Origin of the sequence: Nonomuraea sp. NPDC047529, assembly GCF_040642995.1 — a bacterium.
Lineage (GTDB): Bacteria > Actinomycetota > Actinomycetes > Streptosporangiales > Streptosporangiaceae > Nonomuraea.
In genome coordinates this window covers 78,188-94,204 of the sequence record NZ_JBEYTJ010000006.1, presented here as the reverse complement: position 1 = coordinate 94,204, position 16,017 = coordinate 78,188, and the positions used below count along the sequence as shown (strand labels likewise).

General features: G+C 73.0%; 14 protein-coding genes. 4 read left to right on the top strand and 10 right to left on the bottom strand.

What is annotated here, in order from left to right; all coding sequences use genetic code 11:
* Positions 1-5 precede the first annotated feature (5 nt).
* The 3 genes from ABZ815_RS12135 to ABZ815_RS12125 are packed head-to-tail and all read right to left on the bottom strand — an operon-like array spanning position 6 to position 3,105.
* A complete protein-coding gene (locus ABZ815_RS12135) occupies positions 6-1,667 on the bottom strand; it encodes a CoA-transferase (RefSeq protein ID WP_357696842.1) in 1,662 nt (553 codons plus the stop codon).
* On the bottom strand, positions 1,664-2,428 hold the full coding sequence (locus tag ABZ815_RS12130) for an enoyl-CoA hydratase/isomerase family protein (protein ID WP_357696840.1): 765 nt from the start codon (positions 2,426-2,428) through the stop codon (positions 1,664-1,666). Before ABZ815_RS12130 ends, ABZ815_RS12135 begins: the two co-directional genes overlap by 4 nt.
* Positions 2,428-3,105 (bottom strand): FkbM family methyltransferase, encoded by a 678-nt coding sequence (locus tag ABZ815_RS12125; RefSeq protein ID WP_357696838.1) that lies wholly within the window; start codon positions 3,103-3,105, stop codon positions 2,428-2,430. Before ABZ815_RS12125 ends, ABZ815_RS12130 begins: the two co-directional genes overlap by 1 nt.
* Positions 3,106-3,294: 189 nt before the next feature.
* Between ABZ815_RS12125 and ABZ815_RS12120 the strand changes: the two genes are divergently transcribed.
* Complete coding sequence (locus ABZ815_RS12120; RefSeq protein ID WP_357696836.1) at positions 3,295-4,164, top strand: arylamine N-acetyltransferase; 870 nt, start codon at positions 3,295-3,297, stop codon at positions 4,162-4,164.
* Positions 4,165-4,185: 21 nt separating this feature from the next.
* Here the strand turns inward: ABZ815_RS12120 and ABZ815_RS12115 are convergent, their stop codons facing one another.
* The gene (locus tag ABZ815_RS12115) at positions 4,186-4,584 is read right to left on the bottom strand and encodes a VOC family protein (RefSeq protein WP_357696834.1); all 399 of its coding nucleotides are present in this window, start codon (positions 4,582-4,584) and stop codon (positions 4,186-4,188) included.
* A 90-nt stretch (positions 4,585-4,674) separates the two neighbouring features.
* Here ABZ815_RS12115 and ABZ815_RS12110 point away from each other — a divergent pair, with 90 nt between their 5' ends.
* Positions 4,675-5,664: a YafY family protein gene (locus tag ABZ815_RS12110; protein WP_357696832.1), complete on the top strand. Its 990-nt coding sequence runs from the start codon at positions 4,675-4,677 to the stop codon at positions 5,662-5,664.
* 10 nt (positions 5,665-5,674) lie between these two features.
* Here the strand turns inward: ABZ815_RS12110 and ABZ815_RS12105 are convergent, their stop codons facing one another.
* The 5 genes from ABZ815_RS12105 to ABZ815_RS12085 all read right to left on the bottom strand — a co-directional run bounded on the left by ABZ815_RS12105 (position 5,675) and on the right by ABZ815_RS12085 (position 12,659).
* Positions 5,675-6,340 (bottom strand): nitroreductase, encoded by a 666-nt coding sequence (locus tag ABZ815_RS12105; protein ID WP_357696830.1) that lies wholly within the window; start codon positions 6,338-6,340, stop codon positions 5,675-5,677.
* 18 nt (positions 6,341-6,358) lie between these two features.
* A complete protein-coding gene (locus ABZ815_RS12100) occupies positions 6,359-7,762 on the bottom strand; it encodes a serine hydrolase domain-containing protein (RefSeq protein WP_357696828.1) in 1,404 nt (467 codons plus the stop codon).
* A 142-nt stretch (positions 7,763-7,904) separates the two neighbouring features.
* Complete coding sequence (locus ABZ815_RS12095) at positions 7,905-9,170, bottom strand: extracellular solute-binding protein (RefSeq protein WP_357696826.1); 1,266 nt, start codon at positions 9,168-9,170, stop codon at positions 7,905-7,907.
* A 22-nt stretch (positions 9,171-9,192) separates the two neighbouring features.
* A complete protein-coding gene (locus ABZ815_RS12090; RefSeq protein WP_357696824.1) occupies positions 9,193-11,052 on the bottom strand; it encodes an ABC transporter permease subunit in 1,860 nt (619 codons plus the stop codon).
* Entirely contained in the window at positions 11,049-12,659 is a 1,611-nt protein-coding gene (locus ABZ815_RS12085) for a beta-N-acetylhexosaminidase (protein ID WP_357696822.1), read from the bottom strand. The genes ABZ815_RS12090 and ABZ815_RS12085 overlap by 4 nt, the downstream gene beginning before the upstream one ends.
* Before the next feature lie 239 nt (positions 12,660-12,898).
* On the opposite strand from ABZ815_RS12085, the gene ABZ815_RS12080 reads away from it, so the two are divergent.
* Both ABZ815_RS12080 and ABZ815_RS12075 read left to right on the top strand, forming a co-directional pair.
* Entirely contained in the window at positions 12,899-14,053 is a 1,155-nt protein-coding gene (locus tag ABZ815_RS12080; protein WP_357696820.1) for an ROK family transcriptional regulator, read from the top strand.
* Between the two features lie 100 nt (positions 14,054-14,153).
* On the top strand, positions 14,154-15,026 hold the full coding sequence (locus tag ABZ815_RS12075; protein ID WP_357696818.1) for an alpha/beta hydrolase: 873 nt from the start codon (positions 14,154-14,156) through the stop codon (positions 15,024-15,026).
* A gap of 16 nt (positions 15,027-15,042) precedes the next feature.
* Here the strand turns inward: ABZ815_RS12075 and hemC are convergent, their stop codons facing one another.
* The gene (gene hemC, locus ABZ815_RS12070) at positions 15,043-15,978 is read right to left on the bottom strand and encodes a hydroxymethylbilane synthase (RefSeq protein WP_357696817.1); all 936 of its coding nucleotides are present in this window, start codon (positions 15,976-15,978) and stop codon (positions 15,043-15,045) included.
* Positions 15,979-16,017: the final 39 nt, after the last annotated feature.

Below are 16,017 nucleotides of genomic sequence, written 5' to 3'. Positions count from 1 at the left end.
GGAGGTCAGGGACGGAAGAGCGCCGGATCCATGGGGACGAGCGACGGCGAGAGGCGGACCGGGAAGCCGATCTGGTCGAGCACGTCGCGCCGCAGGTCCACACCGGGTGCGAGCTCCACGAGCTCCAGCCCGCCGGGGACGACGTCGAAGACCGCGCGCTCGGTGACCAGGCGGGCCCACTGCCCGCGCCGCACGCCCTCCCCCAGCCGGTACGTGACGTGACCGGCCCGCGCCACCAGCTTGCGCACCCGCCCTTCGGCCAGGACCCGCAGCTCGCCGTCGGTGCAGCTCACCCGGAGGCCGTCGGTGGTCAGCGTGCCGGCGAAGACCAGCCGCCTGGCGTTGTGCGCGATGTCCACGAACCCGCCGGCGCCCGGGTTGGCGGCGCCGAACCGGCTGACGTTCACGTTGCCCTCGGCGTCGATCTGGGCGAAGGCGAGGGCGGCGAACGGGCAGCCGCCGCCGTCGATGAAGTCGAACTGCGAGGGCCCGTCGAGCAGCGCCCGCGGCGAGTAGTTCGCCGAGAACTGCCAGCCGCTCATCACGATGCCGCCGAAGGAGCCGTGCTCGGTGGTGAACAGGTGCTCGGCCAGGCGGCCGTCGTCCAGCAGGCCGTCCTCGGCCATGGCCAGGACGGCGTCGGAGGACGCGCCGAACCCGAAGATCGCGGTCTCCCCCGGCCGGACCTCTCTGGCGACCCGGCGGGCGATCACCTTGTCCGGGCCGGACGGCAACCGCGGCACCCGCGCGACGACGTCGGGGACGTGCCGGAGATAGCCGGGATCGTGCCGTACGCCGGTGGTCATGGGCGCGTCGGGGACGACGACGACCCGGTCGACGAGCGCCCCGGGCACGCGCATCTCCCGCGCGGGCAAGGACCCGGCGGGCACGATGCGCGACACCTGCGCGATCACGGTGCCGCCGCACGCCTTCACCGCCAGGGCGATGGCCAGCGCGCTGGAGAACAGCGGCTGGTCCTCGAAGGACAGGTTGCCGTCGGGGTCGGCGGCGCTCGCCCGCACCAGCCCGGCGTGCAGCGGCCAGGACGGGTAGAACAGGTACTCCTCGCCGCCGAGCTCGACCAGCTCCACCAGGTCGTCCTGGGCCAGGCGGGTGAACTTGCCGCCGCCGTGCCGGGGGTCGGCGTACGTGCCGAGGCCGACGCGCGTCAGGTAGCCGGGGCCGCGCCGGGCCACCTCGCGCAGCCAGTGCATGGCGGCGCCCATCGGCCAGCTGTACGCCTCGACGAGGTCGTTCTGGATCAGCTCGGTGAGGGCGGGGCGGGCGCCGGTCACGGGGTGACGGGGGTTGACGAAGGAGGCCGACACGATGCGGCGCATCAGGCCCTTCCTGGCCACGTGGTCCATGCCGCCGATGCCGACGGCGTCCCCGGTGGCGCAGGGGAAGTAGAAGGTCAGGTCGCGCGGGGCGCCGGTGGTGGCGAAACGCTCGCCGAGCCCGGCCAGCAGGGCGTCGGGGGTGAGCCAGCCGATGACGCCGGTGCTGGCGACGGCCTGACCGTCCTGGATGAGCGCGACGGCCTCGGCCACCCCGCACACCTTGCCCGCCCGGCCGACCCGGCCCTCCTGGCCCGCCCGGGCCCCCTGGCCTTCCCGGCCCTCCTGGCCCGCCGCGGTCACGTCGCGGGCCTCGTCCGGGCCGGTCATGGGCGGGCTCCGAAGCGGGACAGGCTCTCGCGGGCCGCGGCCGAGGCGCAGTCGGCGCCGAACATCCAGGCCGTCCGCGCGTCGAGCGTCTCGGCGGGCCCGCTCACCGTGTCGGCCAGCGCCCGTTTGGCGGAGGCGACCGCGTGCGGCGGCAGGGCGGCGAGCCCCGCCGCCACCTCCAGCGCGCAGGCCAGCGCCTCCCCCGGCGCGGTCAGCTCGTCCGCGCCGCCGAGCCCGTGCAGCTCGCGGCCGGTCAGCGGGCGGTCGCCCCAGACCAGCCGGCGCGCGACGACGGGCCCGACCCGGGCGACCAGGGACTGGATGCCCCACGGCGGCACCCAGCCGAGCCGCACCTCCGGCAGGTGCCAGCGGGCGTCCTCGGCGGTGACCACCACGTCGCAGCCGGTGGCCAGCAGGAAGCCGCCGCCGAGCGCGAAGCCCTCGACGGCGGCCACCACGGGGATGCCGAGATGCTGGACGCCCCTGGCCACGCGCCCGGTGTCGGCCTCGTGCCGCACCATGCCCTCACGCGTCATCCCGGACAGCTCCTTCAGGTCCGAGCCCGCGCAGAACCCCGGAGGCGCGCCCGTCAGCACGGCGGCGCGCACCCCGGGGTCGTCGTCCAGCGCGGCCAGCGCGGAGCCGAGCGCCGCGACCAGCCCGGACCCGAGCGCGTTGCGCACGCGGGGCCGGTCGAGCCGCAGGACGGCCACCGCGCCGCGGCGCTCGCACGCCAGTCCCCCGTCCGACGGGCGGTCCATCAGAACGAGGTGGGCCAGGGGGCCAGCCAGGCGACGTCCACGACGCCGGGACGCAGGTGCGGCCAGGAGGCCACCTCGCGCCAGCCGTGCGCCGTCATGTGCTCGGCGATGCTGTCGAGGGTCGAGCCGCCGCTGTAGCGGGCGGTCACGCTGCCCTCGACGACGGCCAGCCGCAGCCGGCTCAGGTCGGTCCCGGCCAGCACCTCCAGCTCGGCGCCCTGGGCGTCCACCACCAGCACGTTGCAGCCGTGCTGCACCTCGCTGACGGGGATCACCGGGACGACGTCCTGCCGGACGACGGCCATGGGCAGCAGCGGGGGCAGCATGCTGGACTGCTTGTCGTAGGGGGTGACGTTGAGCGTGGCCTGACCGCGTTCCCGGCCGGCGCACGCCGCCACGACCTCGCGGGCCGGGTGGCCGTGCTCGGGCTCGGGCAGCCCGGCGGACAGGTGGTGCAGCCGGAGCTGCTCGCGCAGCGCGGGCAGGTGGTCGCCGTTGGGCTCCATCATGACCAGGCGACGGAACCCGCACCTGGTGAGGGCCTCCACCTCCTGGCCCCGGTGCGCGCCCACCTGGATCACCCCTTCTGCCGGCAACCCCAGCTTGTCCAGCAGGTCGGGCAGGTGATCCTCCCATCGGGCGCTCACCCGCTCCGGTGCGACAGTCTGGTTGCGCATCTGGTCGTCTCCTCCCGGTGAAACGCTCAGGGCAGCGTCATCATGGTCATCGTCGGTCGCGGCCGGACGCCGCCGCATCTCGTGGATTGCGCGGTCCGCCGCCCGGGGAGCGGTCCGGGGAGCAATCCGCGAGGTGCGGGCCGGCCGCGCGGCGGACCACGATGGACACGGCGACCGAAGGGAGGGCCCATGCGGCGAACACGCGACCGTGACCTGAACGCCTACCTCGACCGGCTCGACGTCGGCGACCCCGGCGAGCCGTCGCTCCCGGCGCTGCGCGCGCTGCATCGCGCGCACGTGGAGCGGGTGCCGTACGAGACGCTGGAGGTCCAGCTCGGACGGCCGACCACCGTGGACCCGCGCGAGTCGGTCGAGCGGGTGCTGCGCGGGCGCGGCGGCTACTGCGTGCAGCTCAACGGGGCGTTCGCCACGCTGCTGACCGCGCTCGGCTACGACGTCACCTGGCATCGGGCCGGGGTGCAGGCCGCCGTACGGGCGCCCGCCTCGCCGGCGTCGTTCGCGCCGCACCTGGCCCTCACCGTCGCGCTCGACGGGCAGGACTGGCTGGTGGACATCGGCCTCGGGGACGGGCTGCACGAGCCGCTGCCGCTGCGGGCGGGGACGTACCGCCAGGGGCCGTTCGAGTTCCGGCTGTCCGCCTCGGACGTGGAGCCGGGCGGGTGGCGGTTCGACCACGACGCCCGCGGATCGATCGCCGGGCTGGACGTCGAACGGGCGCCCGCCGCGCCCGGGGACTTCGTGGAGTGGCATCCGTACCTGTGCACGTCGCCCGAGTCCCGCCTGGTGCGGGCCGCCGTCGTGCTGCGGCGCGACGCGACCGGGGCCGACTGCCTGGTGGGCTGTATGCTGCGCCGGATCGGCGCGGACGGCAGGACCGAGCGGGAGCTGTCCACGCGGCGGGAGTGGTACGGCGCGCTGGAGGAGGTGTTCGGGCTGCGCCTCGACGACGTCGGCGGCACCGAACGCGAGGCCCTGTGGACCAAGGTCCGCGACGCCCACCTCGCCTGGCAGTCCCGCCGCCGCACCCCCGTCGCCTGACCCGCCGCCCGACCCCGCCGGTCAGCGGGCGGACCTGGCCTCGGCGGCGGCGGTGACCGGGGTGAAGAAGTTGACGAGATTGCCGTCGGGGTCGCGGAACAGCAGCGACCGGTTGCCCCAGGGCATCGTGGTGGGCTCGTTGACGAAGTCGGTGACGAAGCCGGTGAGGTTTCCGTACACGCGGTCCACGTCGTCCACCAGGAACTCGACGATCACGCTGTGGTTGTCGGCCGGGCGGGAGGATCCCGGGGCGAACAGCGGGACGGTGCGGGTGCTCGCGATCGCCAGCGTGGCGGTGCCGGTCCTGATCTCGGCGAAGTCCTCGGTGGACCAGGCCGCCGGCGTCCCGGTGGCCTTCTCGTAGAACCCGGCGAGGCGGGCGACGTCACCGGTGATGATGCGGATCGAGACGAAATCCATGGCGTTCCTCCTGCTTTTTCTCTTGGCACCCCGCACGTTACGACTGATACTGGACAGATTCGGTCCACTATTCGCCATAAGCTCGAACTCATGTCGCCACCCACCGGTCGTGTGCTCACGCTCCTGGAGTTGCTTCAGTCGGGCGGCGTCCGGACGATGGCCGAACTGGCCGACCGGCTCGGCGTCGACGGCCGTACCGTGCGGCGGTACGTCGGTCAGCTCATCGATCTCGGGCTGCCGGTCGAGTCGGTGCGCGGCCGCTACGGCGGCTATCGCCTCGCCCGCGGCCACCGCCTGCCGCCGCTCATGCTCGACGACGACGAGGCGCTCGCCGTGCTGCTCGGCCTGATCGCCAACCGGCGTACGTCCGGCGACGCGGGTGACACGGCGAGCGAGACGGCTGCCGCGAAGATCCGCCGGGTGCTGCCCGAACGGCTCGCCCGCAGGCTCGACGCGCTCCTGGAATCCCTCGCCTTCACCGGCCCGCCCGGCGGGCCCCCCGCCCCGGACGCCGCCACCCTGCTCACGATCGCCGACGCCGTACGCCACCGCCGGCCCGTCTCGATCCGCTACGCCGACCGCGCCGGCCGGCGTAGCGACCGCACGCTGCACCCGTACGGGATCGTCAGCCACGCGGGCCGCTGGTACGTCACCGGCGAGGACCCCCGCCTCGGCGAGAACCGGACCTTCCGCCTCGACCGCGTCGCGGACGCCCGGGCCCTGCCCGGCTCGTTCGAGGCGCCCGCCGGGCCGGACCCGGCGCAGCGCGTCCTGTCGGGGTTCGCCACGGCGTCCTACCGGCACGAGGTGACCCTGCGGGTCCACGCGACGCCCGAGCAGATCCGCGCCCGCCTGCCCGCCGCCGTCGCCACCGTGGAGGAGATCGCCGACGAGCCCGCCGGCGAGGCGGGCCCGGCGGCTGAGCGCTGGTTGCGCGTCGAGCTACGGGCCGAGCGGCTCGACTGGCTGCCCGCCGTGCTCGCCGCGCTCGACCGGCCGTTCGTCATCGAGCGCCCCGGCGAGCTGCGCGACCTCGTCCTCGCCGTCGCCGACCGCCTCACGTCCCGCGCCCGAGCCTGATCCCCCGGCGTCACACGCCGACGAAGCTCACCGTCTCCGTCAGGTCCGCACGACCGGTGCGCAGCGGTGGCACGTCCTCCTTCTCGAAGCCCACCGCGACGCCACAGAGCAGGACAAGCCCGTCATGGGCTCCGGCGATCTGGCTGACGGTCTCGCGGTACATCGTCCACATCACCTGGGGGCAGCTGTGCACCCCTTCGGCCCTCAGCAGCAGCATGACCGTCTGCAGGTACATGCCCGCGTCCGCCCACTGCCCGGGGCCCATCGTCCGGTCCAGGTAGCAGAACAGGACGACCGGCGCCCCGAACGCCGCCGAGTTCAGGGCGGCGATCCTCCTGGGCCGGTCGGGGGCGTCGCGCTTGATCCCCAGCGCCCTGTATCGCTGGTCGGCCGCGGCGGCGAAGCGGTCCAGGTACGGCGAGGCCAGCTCGGCCGGGTACATCGGGTACTCCCGCTCGTCCCCCGGGTCCCCCGCCAGCGCCCTGGCCGTCGCCCGCCGTTTCAGCTCGGCCAGCGGCTCGCCGGCCACGACGTACAGCCGCCACGGCTGGAGGTTCCCGCTCGACGGAGCCCGGGTCGCGGCGGCCAGCACGCGTTCGAGCACCTCCTTGGGGACCGGCTCGTCGCTGAACGCCCGCACCGCCCGGCGGCTGTCCACGGCTTCGTACACGTCCATGCCTGCTCGTCCTCTCACTCAACTGCCCTTGCGGGCCGCGGCGTAGAGCCGTGCGGCCGTCACCGCCGTGCCCGCGACCGCGGCCGTCACCAACCAGATCATGAACGTCGGATAGAGATAGACCACCTGGATCCACATGATGTCGCCACCTCTGAGGAGCACCCTCATGATCGGGACGACCGTGACGCACAGCGCGAGCGGGACCAGATACGGCAGCAGCCGCCACCGCCGCCACCCGCCGTGCACGACGGCCCAGCGGCGGGAGCGGGCCACACCCCGGACGGCCGGCCCGGCGGTCGCGAGGGCCAGCAGGACGAACAGGATGTCGGTGACGAGGTAGGGCGGCGACGAGGGGATCTCGGGGGTGCCTCCCTCGATCAGGGCGATCAGGCCGTCCATGAGGGCGTCGGCGTCGCCGAAGGCCGTTCCGGTGTTCGCCATGACCGCGACGCCGTACCCCGACTCCGGCATCAGCAACTGGGCTGCCGTGGAGGTGAAGAGGTCGCCGTCGTGCCGGACGACGGGAGTGCCGCGGGCGGTCTTGCCGATCATCCAGCCGAGGGCGTACTCCGCGTCCTGCTCGGACGGCGTGCGCATCTCCTTGACGCTCTGGGGAGACAGGATGCCGTTGTTCTGCGCGATCAGCCACCGGGCCATGTCGTCGGCGGTGCTGAGGATCCCGCCCGAGCCGTTGCCGAACCCGGACGGCTCGGGCACGGCGACGGCCCGGCCGAGGACGACCAGATGGCCGCGGGCGCTGCCGGGCAGGTCGCGGTCGGTGTCGACGGTCCTGCTGCCGCGCATGCCGAGGGGCGTGAAGACGTGCGCGTCCAGGTACGCCGCGAACGGCTGCCCGCTCACCACCTCGACCAGCCGCGCGGCGACCTGGTAGTTGGTGTTGTGGTAGCTGAAGGCGGTCCCCGGCTCCGCGGCGAGCTTCGCCGTCCTGAGCCGTGCCACGGCGCCTTGGAGCGTGTCGGGCTGGGGCAGGCTCTTCTCGCGGAAGGCCGAGTCGGCCATGCCGGACGTCTGGTTGAGCAGCTGCCGCACGGTGATCCGCGCGGCCCTGGGATCCGCCATGGTGAACTCGGGCAGGTAACCGCGCACCGGCTTGTCCAGCTCGACCTGCCCTTTCTCCACCAGTTGCAGGACGGCGAGCGAGGTGAAGGACTTGCTGACCGACGCCACGGCCATGGGCGTGCCGGCCGTCACCGGCTCACCGGAGGCGGTCTCGCCGTACCCGGCGGCGTGGACGATCTGCCGGCCCTTGGTGATCGCGACCGCGGCCCCGGGGAGGCCGGTCGCCTCGCGGTACTTCGTGACGAAGGCGTCCACCGACGAAGGGGCGAGGTCGTGCGGCGGAGCCGGGCCGGACGCGAGCGGCAGGGCGAGGCAGAGCACGGCGAGGAGGTTTCTGAGCACCCGCCCAACGCTATGAACCACCCTCATTCCGCGACCATTGCGATATCCCTCCGCTTTTCCTACGGAAAACCGCTATTCCGCACGGAAGCCGCGCAGGGCCGTCATCCCACCGCGCGGCGGGAGGACGGCCCGGGTGCGGCGGTCAGGAGCCGGCGGCGATCTGCTGGAACTTGGTCAGGACCGCGCGCGGGTCGCTGCCCGGCGCCAGCGCGGCCCCCAGCTCGGCGGCCAGCGTGCCGCGCAGCTCCGCCCAGACCGGCTCCGAGGTCGGGTCGAAGCGGGCCTTGGCCACCATGTCCACGACGGGGGTCACCTTCGGGTCCTGGCGCATGAGCGCCGAGGCGGACGCGGTCGTCGGCAGCAGGCCCTCGACCTTGAGGTACTTGGTGTAGTTGTCGGCCTGGTAGAAGTAGTCGAGGAACTCGCGGACCAGCTGCTGGTTGCCGTCCTTCTTGAAGGCCATCAGGTAGTCCTGGATGCCGTGCGTGGCCGGTTCGGCGCCGTTGTTGGTGGGGAACGGCGCGGTGCCGTAGTCGATGCCCGCCTTGTCCACCGGGTCGAGGAAGGCCCGCGTGCCGAAGGACGCGTACACCATGGCCGCCTTGCCCTGCGCGAACAGCGGCCAGGTGCCGTCGGCGCGGTTGGTCTGGCCGGGGTTCGGCTGGGTGTAGCCGTCCTTGGTCAGCGACTTGAGGAAGTCCAGCGTCTCGACGGCGCGATCGCCGTTGACGGCCCACTTGCCGTCGGCGCGCCAGTCGCCGCCGTCGGCCCGCAGCCAGGTGCCGAACTCGTAGCCGCCGGCCTCGGCGCCGAGGGCCAGCGCGTACGGCACGTACCCGCCGGGCAGCGCCTTGATCGCCTTGGCCGCCGCGCGGAGCTCGTCCCAGGTGGCCGGCGGCTTGTCGAGCCCGGCCTCCTTGAGGATCTTCTTGTTGTAGTACATGCCGTTGACGGTGGCGACGAACGGCAGGCCGTACTGGCCGCCGTCGTAGGAGGCGTTCTCGGCGAAGGACGGCAGGAAGTCCGACAGCACCTCCTTCGAGACCACCTCCTCGGCCCGGTACAGCAGCCCGGCCTCGGCGTAGTCGGCGAAGACGTTGCCGTTGAGCACGTCGGGGAACTGCTTGGTCTGGACCATGGTGTTGACCTGGCTCTGCAGGTTCCCCCAGTCGATCACCTGCAGCTCGACGTTCTTGCCGGGGTGCTTGGCCTCGAAGGAGGCGATCAGCTCGTCCCAGTAGGGCCGGGTGCCCTCGGTGTACTGGGCCACGACCAGTTTGATGGAGTTCTGGCCGTCGCCGCCCGATCCGTCCGAGCCGCCCGAGCCGCCGCCGCACGCGGTCAGCGCGAGCACGAGACCGGTGAACGCGGCCAGGCCGCCGAGCCGTCGTCGTCTTGTGGGGGTCATCTCACACCGATCCTTGTCGTTGTCACTTGGTGCTGCCCGCGGTGAGGCCGCTCACCAGGTGCTTCTCGATGAGCGCGAACAGGATCACCGCGGGCACGATCGCCATCAGCGCCGCGGCGAACAGGTACTGGTAGTTGGTCTCGTACAGGCCGACGAACTGCTGGACGCCGACCGTGAGCGGCACGCGGCCGCCCGCCGGGTCGTTGAAGAGCGTCAGCGCGATGACGAACTCGTTCCACACCTGGATGAAGGTGAAGATCATCACGGTGACGAGGCCGGGCGCGGCCAGCGGGAGGATCATCCGCAGCATGATCCGGAACTTGCCGAGGCCGTCCATCATGGCGGCCTCGTCGATCTCCACCGGGATCGCGCCGAAGTGGGCGTGCAGGATCCACACGGCGAAGGCGAGGTTGAAGGCCGAGTTGATGGCGATGATGACGAAGTAGCTGTTCACGCCGTCCACGAACACCGCCTGCCGGTACAGGCCGATGAGCAGCGCGACGGCGGGGAACATCTGCGTCACGAGGATCACGCTGAGGAACGCCGAGCGTCCCTTGAACCTGGAGCGCGCCAGCACGTACGCGGCGGGCGCGGCGACGACCAGCACCAGCGCCGTCGAGGCCAGCGCGACGGTCAGGCTGACCCGGAAGTAGTCGGCCAGCGGGATGCGCCGCCACACGTCGGCGTAGTTGGACCACGCCCAGCTCTTGGGCAGGTAGTCGGCCGGGACGGCGAACAGTTCGGCGTCCGTCTTGAGCGATCCCAGCAACATCGCGACGTACGGGGCCAGGAAGAACAGCGCCACCGCGAACCCGATGACCGGGAGCACGACGGGACGGACCCGCGCCCATCCGCGGCCGGCCCGCACCAGCACCGGCCTGCTCCGCCTGCCGGGAACCGGCCCGGCGGGACGCTCACCGGCAGGCTGCTCCTCGGCGGGACGTTCTCCGTCCGGCACGGGCGTCCTGTCGCTCGCCGCCGGGTTGCGGTGAGGACGCAGGACCAGCACGAAGGCCAGGATGAGCAGCAGCAGGAAGGCCACGTTGAGCACGCCGAGCGCGGCCGCCTCACCCGAGTCGAGCTGCGCCGTGAACGCGATCTTGTACAGCCACGTCACCGTCGTGTCGGCGTGGTTGCCCGCCGTCTTGCCCATGATCACCCAGATGACGGTGAACGCGTTGAAGACGTGCAACATGTTGAGCACGAGCGCGATCATGAGCGACGGCCGCAGGATCGGCAGCGTCACCCGCCGCCAGGTCGCCCACGCGCTCGCGCCGTCCATGCGGGCGGCCTCCAGCACGTCGTGCGGCACGGTCTGCAGGCCGGACAGCAGCACGTAGGTGGTGAACGGCATCGAGGTGACGATCCCGACCGCCATGATCGAATACAGCGCGGTGGCCGGGTCCTTGTACCAGTCGACGGGCGCGGAGATGATCGACAGGTCCATCAGCAGGCGGTTGAGCAGGCCGTTGCCGCCCTCGTAGATGAAGCGCCACACGGTCGCGGTCATCACCAGCGAGGTCGCCCACGGCACCACCAGCGCGAGCCGGACGAACTTGCGGCCGAAGAACGGCTTGGACAGGAACTGCGCCAGCGCCAGCGAGAGCAGCATGGTCAGGCCGACGACGATCACCAGCCACAGCAGCGTGTTGCCGACCACCGGGCCGAGCGCGTCCTCCTTCAGGAGCCTGGCGTAGTTGTCCAGCCCGGCCATGCCCTTGACCAGCCCGATCCTGCTGATGTCGAGGAAGGACATCCAGACCATGTACAGGGCGGGGAAGCCGACGACGGCGGCGATGAGGAGCGTGCTCGGCGTCAGCCAGCGCCAGGGCACCGTCCGCTGCCACAGGTCGGCGAGCCGGGCCGCCGCGGGCGTCCTCACGGCGCGTCCCTGAGGTTGGCGGTCCAGGAGTCGAGCGTGGCCAGCCACTCGTCGCGCTCGGCCGGCATGCCGGGCACCCCCGGGCGTCTCTGCCAGGGCAGCGGGCCGGACTCGCGCCGGTACTCCACGCCGATCGCGTCGAGGCGGGCCAGGTGGGCGGCCAGGCGGCGGCGGAAGTCGGCCAGATCCCGCTCGGGGCCCGACCAGACGGTCTCCGCGAACGCCGCCAGCCGGGGGAAGGCCATGTAGTCGACGTGCCGGGTGGAGTCGATCAGCTCCGTCCAGATCCCGCACTGGGCTCCCAGGACCCGTTCCGCGGCCGGGTCGCCGCGCAGCTCCGGCGGGACGGGCTCGAAGGCGTAGACGTCCTCGACGGTGAGCACGGTCCTGAACGGCAGCGGCTCGTCGTCGCGTTCGCTCTGCCGGTAGTCCAGGTAGACGGCGGTGTTGGAGCAGTTGATGACGTCGTGACCGGCGCGGGCGGCGGCCACCGCGCCCAGGTCGGCCCGCCAGGAGGCCACCACCGCGCCGGGGGCGAGGCCGCCCTCCAGGATCTCGTCCCAGCCGACCAGGCGGCGCCCGCGTCCGGCCAGGTAGTCGTCGAACTGGCGGATGAACCAGCTCTGCAGCTCCTCCTCGTCGCGCAGGCCCAGCTCGGCGATGCGGCGGCGGGCCGCCGGGCTGTCGCGCCACTGCTCCTTGGGGCACTCGTCCCCGCCCACGCACACGTACGGGCTGGGGAAGAGGTCGAGCACCTCGTCGAGGACGTTCTTGAAGAAGTCGATCGTGGCGTCCTCGACGTTGAGCACGTTGTGCCCGACGCCCCAGGTGGTGCGCACGCCGAGCGGGGTGTCGAGGTTGCCCAGCTCGGGGTAGGCGGCGATGGCCGCCTGGGTGTGGCCGGGCAGGTCGATCTCGGGCACGACCGTGATGTGCCGGCGCGCGGCGTAGGCGACGATCTCGCGGAGGTCGTCCTGGGTGTAGAAGCCGCCGTGCGGCCGGCCGTCCATCTCGCCCAGCCAGCCGACCTGGCTCTCCTCGCGCCAGGAGCCGATCTCGGTGAGGCGCGGGTAGCGCTTGATCTCGATGCGCCAGCCCTGGTCGTCGGTCAGGTGCAGGTGCAGGACGTTCAGCTTGTGCAGGGCCATCAGGTCGATGAAGCGCAGCACGTCCGCCTTGGTCATGAAGTGCCGGGCCACGTCGAGGATCGCGCCCCGCCAGGCGAAGCGCGGGCGGTCCTCCACGTGCACGGCGGGCAGTTCCAGCGGCACGCCCGCACCCGCGCGGCGGAAGGCGTCGGGCGGCAGGAGCTGGCGCAGCGTCTGCGCCCCGTAGAAGGCGCCGGCCGCCGATCCGGCGTCGAGCGTGACCTCGCCGGGCGTGACGGTCAGCCGGTAGGCGTCGGGGGGCAGGTCGGCGAGGCCGAGCCTGATCGTCGCCGGTCCCGGGCCGCCGGGCAGCAGCTCGCCGCCGGTGACCGGGCTGAGCTCGCCGCGCAACCAGGCGGCGACCTCGCCGAGCGCGGGATCGGCGGTGAGCGCGGTGCTCCGGTCGATGACGAAGCGGCCCGGTCTGGCCTCGTGGTGCAGGGGCTTGGGGACGATCATTGACGGCCTCTCGGAGCTGATGAAGGAGACTCTTCGCCGCGGGCGCGTTCCCGGGCGTGACCGACGGCGCCGTACGGGGCCCGGCCTCCTTTACGAAGGAGCGCTTCATTAGTAGCACCGGCCCAGAGCGAGGGTCAATGCTCATTCGTGCTCGTATCAGCCCTTCTTGCTCAGCTTCGGACCCCGGGCTGGCATAATGAGTTCCGCCCTTATCGAGGAGACCTGCGTTAGGACGGCTCTTGGCCCCCACACTTCGCGGCGGCGACCTGTCACGACTCAGACAGCTCAACGTCCTGACCGCGATCGCGGCACTGCGCGCCGCCGGCCCGTTGACCCTGTCGGCCCTGGCCGAGCGGACCGGGTTGTCGCGCCCCTCCACGAAGGAGGTCGTGGACGAGCTGATGACGCTCGGCTGGGTGGAGGAGACCCCGCCCGCCCAGGGCACGGTCGGCCGGCCGGCCCGCCGCTACCGGTTCCGCGCCGGCAGCGGCTACCTGGTGGGGCTCGACATAGGGGGTCACAACATCCGGGCCGCCCTGGCGGACCTGAACGGCGTGATCCTCTCCGAGACCCGCCAGCCCGTGGAACCGGACACCCCCCTGGACGAGCGGCTGGCCGCGATCGAGCGGACGGTCGCGAGCTGCCTGGCGCTGGGCGGCAAGACCATCGAGGACGTCTGGGTCCTCGCCGCGGGCACGATCGGCGTGATCACCCCCGAGGGACGCATCCTCTACTGCGCCGCCATCCCCGCCTGGACCGGGTTCGACCTGGCCGGGCACCTGCGAAGGCTGTTCCCCTGCGACGTGCTCGTCGAGAACGACAGCCGCCTGGCCGCCCGGGCCGAGGCCGTGCGCGGCGCCGCCCGCGACGTCGACGACGTGGTGTTCCTGCACGTCGGCCGCCGGATGGGCGCCGCGGTCATCATCGACGGCAAGGTGCACCGCGGGTTCGGCACGGCGGCCGGCGAGATCGCCATGCTGCCGCAGGCGCGGTTGTTCGACGCGTCGCGACACCTCCAGAGCTGCGCGATCATCCCCGAGGGCACCCCGCCCGCGGACGCCGCCGGCTACACCCTGGCCGCCGCCCGCGCGGGCGACCCGGTGGCGCTGGCCGCGGTCGAGCGGTACGTCGACGACCTGGCCATCGGCACCAGCGCGATGGTGCTGCTGCTCGACCCGCAGGTCGTCGTGCTGGGCGGCGGGTTCTCCCGATCGGCCGACGTGCTGCTGCCGCCGCTGCGCGCCCGCCTGGAACGTGCCTGCATCCGCCTGCCCGACCTGCGCGCCTCGACGCTGGGCGACGAGTGCGTGGTCACCGGCGCCATCGACTATGCCGTCGCACACGTGGACGCCCAGCACTTCACCCCGGACGCGCCCCTGCCGACCGCACGCTGACCCCCCGAGACGCTTCCGGGGGCGATGCGTCCTTTTTCGCCCGGAATGAAACCACTGATGCACGGGTGTCGCCGATGGCTAGCGTGGCGGAGTGCAAACAGTGATCACCCGAGACGGCCGCACCCTCGCCGTTGAGCAGTACGGCATGCCCGACGGGACACCCGTCTTCTATCTGCACGGCACCCCCATGGGACGCCTGGCCCGCCACCCCGACGACTCCTTGTTCACCGGGCTCGGCATCCGGCTGATCACCTTCGACCGTCCCGGGTTCGGCGGCTCGACGCCCCTGCCCGGGCGGCGGGTGGCGGACGGCGCGGACGACGTCGTCGCCGTGGCCGACGCGCTCGGCCTCGACCGCTTCGCCGTCTACGGGGTCTCCGGCGGCGGGCCGCACGCGCTGGCGTCGGCCGCCCGCCACCCCGACCGGATCGTCCGGGTCGCCTCGCTGGCGGCGCTCGCCCCGCGCGACGCCGAAGGGCTGGACTGGACGGCCGGGATGATGGAGGGCAACCAGCGCAGCGCCGCCGTCGCCCTGCGGGACCGGGACGCCGTGATCGCCCACCTGGAGACGGACTCGTCCGAACCGCCGCGGTTGCCCCCGGCCGAGGCCGCCGTCCTGGCCCGCCCCGAGATCGGCGCCATGCTCTCGGCCGCGTACGCCGAGGCGGTCCGCCCCGGCGTCGGCGGCTGGGCCGACGACGTCATCGCCCTCTTCGGCCGCCCGTGGGGCGTGGACCTCGCCTCCGTCACCGTTCCGGTCCGGCTCTGGCACGGCGAGCTGGACGGCGTGGTGCCGGTCGCGCACGCCCGCTGGCTCGCCGCCCACCTCCCCACCGCCACGCTCACCGTTCAGCCCGACGGCGGACACGCCGGACACTTCGCCGCCACCCCGGCCACGCTGGAATGGCTGCTGCGCGGCGACGAACCCCACGTCGAGCAGGGCGAGGCGAGCGAGACCGTGTCACCCGTCTAGGCAGGCAGCCGCGCGGCTAGTGCGGGATGGCGTCGATCAGTTCCCGGGCGCCCTGGCGGAGCAGCGCGACCGCGACGGACGTGCCGAGGGTCGCCGGGTCCAGCGGGCCGGCCCACTCGTGGGCGTCCAGCACCTGCTTGCCGTCCGGGGAGAAGACCCGGGCGCGCAACGACAGCCGGCCGTCGCGCTCGGCACGGGCGTGACCGGCGATGGGCGAGTTGCAGTGGCCCTGGAGCACGTGCAGCAGCATGCGCTCGGCCGTGACCTCCCGCCACGTGTCGGGGTGCCCCAACCCGGCGACCGCTTCGGCGGTCGCCGGGTCGTCCTCGCGGCACTGCAGGGCGAGCACGCCGGCTCCGACCGGCGGGCACATCGTCTCCGGCGACAGCACCTCGGTGATCCGGTCCGGCAGGCCGATGCGCTCCAGCCCGGCCACCGCCAGCAGCAGCGCGTCGGCCTCGCCCGCGTCCAGCTTCTCCAGCCGCCGGTTGGCGTTGCCGCGCATCGGCACACAGCGCAGCTGCGGATGCGACGCGGCGAGCTGGGCGACGCGCCGCACCGACGACGTGCCGATCCGGCTGCCGTCGGGCAGCGCGTCCAGCGTGAGGCCGCCGGGGTGCACGAGCGCGTCGCGCACGTCGTCACGCTTGAGGAAGGCCGCGAACACGGTCCCGGCCGGGAGCGGACGGTCGGCGGGCACGTCCTTGACGCAGTGCACCGCCAGGTCGGCCCGGCCCGCCAGGAGGGCCTCGTCGACCTCCTTGGTGAACGCGCCCTTGCCGCCCAGCGCCGACAGCGAGCCCTGCCACCGGTCTCCGGACGTGGTGACCGGCACGACCTCGGTGCGGATGCCGGGGTGCCTGTCGGCGAGTTCGCGCCGTACGCGTTCGACCTGGGCGAGCGCCATGGGAGAGGAGCGCGTCACGATGCGGATCAGCTCGGGGACGGTCATCGTCCGATCGTAGGGCGTCGCCTGCCCGCCGCGCGGAGC

Bases quoted from the DNA above. Each gene is read 5' to 3' on its own strand.
- ABZ815_RS12135 (WP_357696842.1), bottom strand. From the start codon at position 1,667: ATGACCGGCCCGGACGAGGCCCGCGACGTGACCGCGGCGGGCCAGGAG.
- ABZ815_RS12125 (WP_357696838.1), bottom strand. From the start codon at position 3,105: ATGCGCAACCAGACTGTCGCACCGGAGCGGGTGAGCGCCCGATGGGAG.
- ABZ815_RS12085 (WP_357696822.1), bottom strand. From the start codon at position 12,659: ATGATCGTCCCCAAGCCCCTGCACCACGAGGCCAGACCGGGCCGCTTC.
- ABZ815_RS12120 (WP_357696836.1), top strand. From the start codon at position 3,295: ATGCGGCGAACACGCGACCGTGACCTGAACGCCTACCTCGACCGGCTC.
- ABZ815_RS12115 (WP_357696834.1), bottom strand. From the start codon at position 4,584: ATGGATTTCGTCTCGATCCGCATCATCACCGGTGACGTCGCCCGCCTC.
- hemC (WP_357696817.1), bottom strand. From the start codon at position 15,978: ATGACCGTCCCCGAGCTGATCCGCATCGTGACGCGCTCCTCTCCCATG.
- ABZ815_RS12110 (WP_357696832.1), top strand. From the start codon at position 4,675: ATGTCGCCACCCACCGGTCGTGTGCTCACGCTCCTGGAGTTGCTTCAG.
- ABZ815_RS12130 (WP_357696840.1), bottom strand. From the start codon at position 2,428: ATGGACCGCCCGTCGGACGGGGGACTGGCGTGCGAGCGCCGCGGCGCG.
- ABZ815_RS12095 (WP_357696826.1), bottom strand. From the start codon at position 9,170: ATGACCCCCACAAGACGACGACGGCTCGGCGGCCTGGCCGCGTTCACC.
- ABZ815_RS12105 (WP_357696830.1), bottom strand. From the start codon at position 6,340: ATGGACGTGTACGAAGCCGTGGACAGCCGCCGGGCGGTGCGGGCGTTC.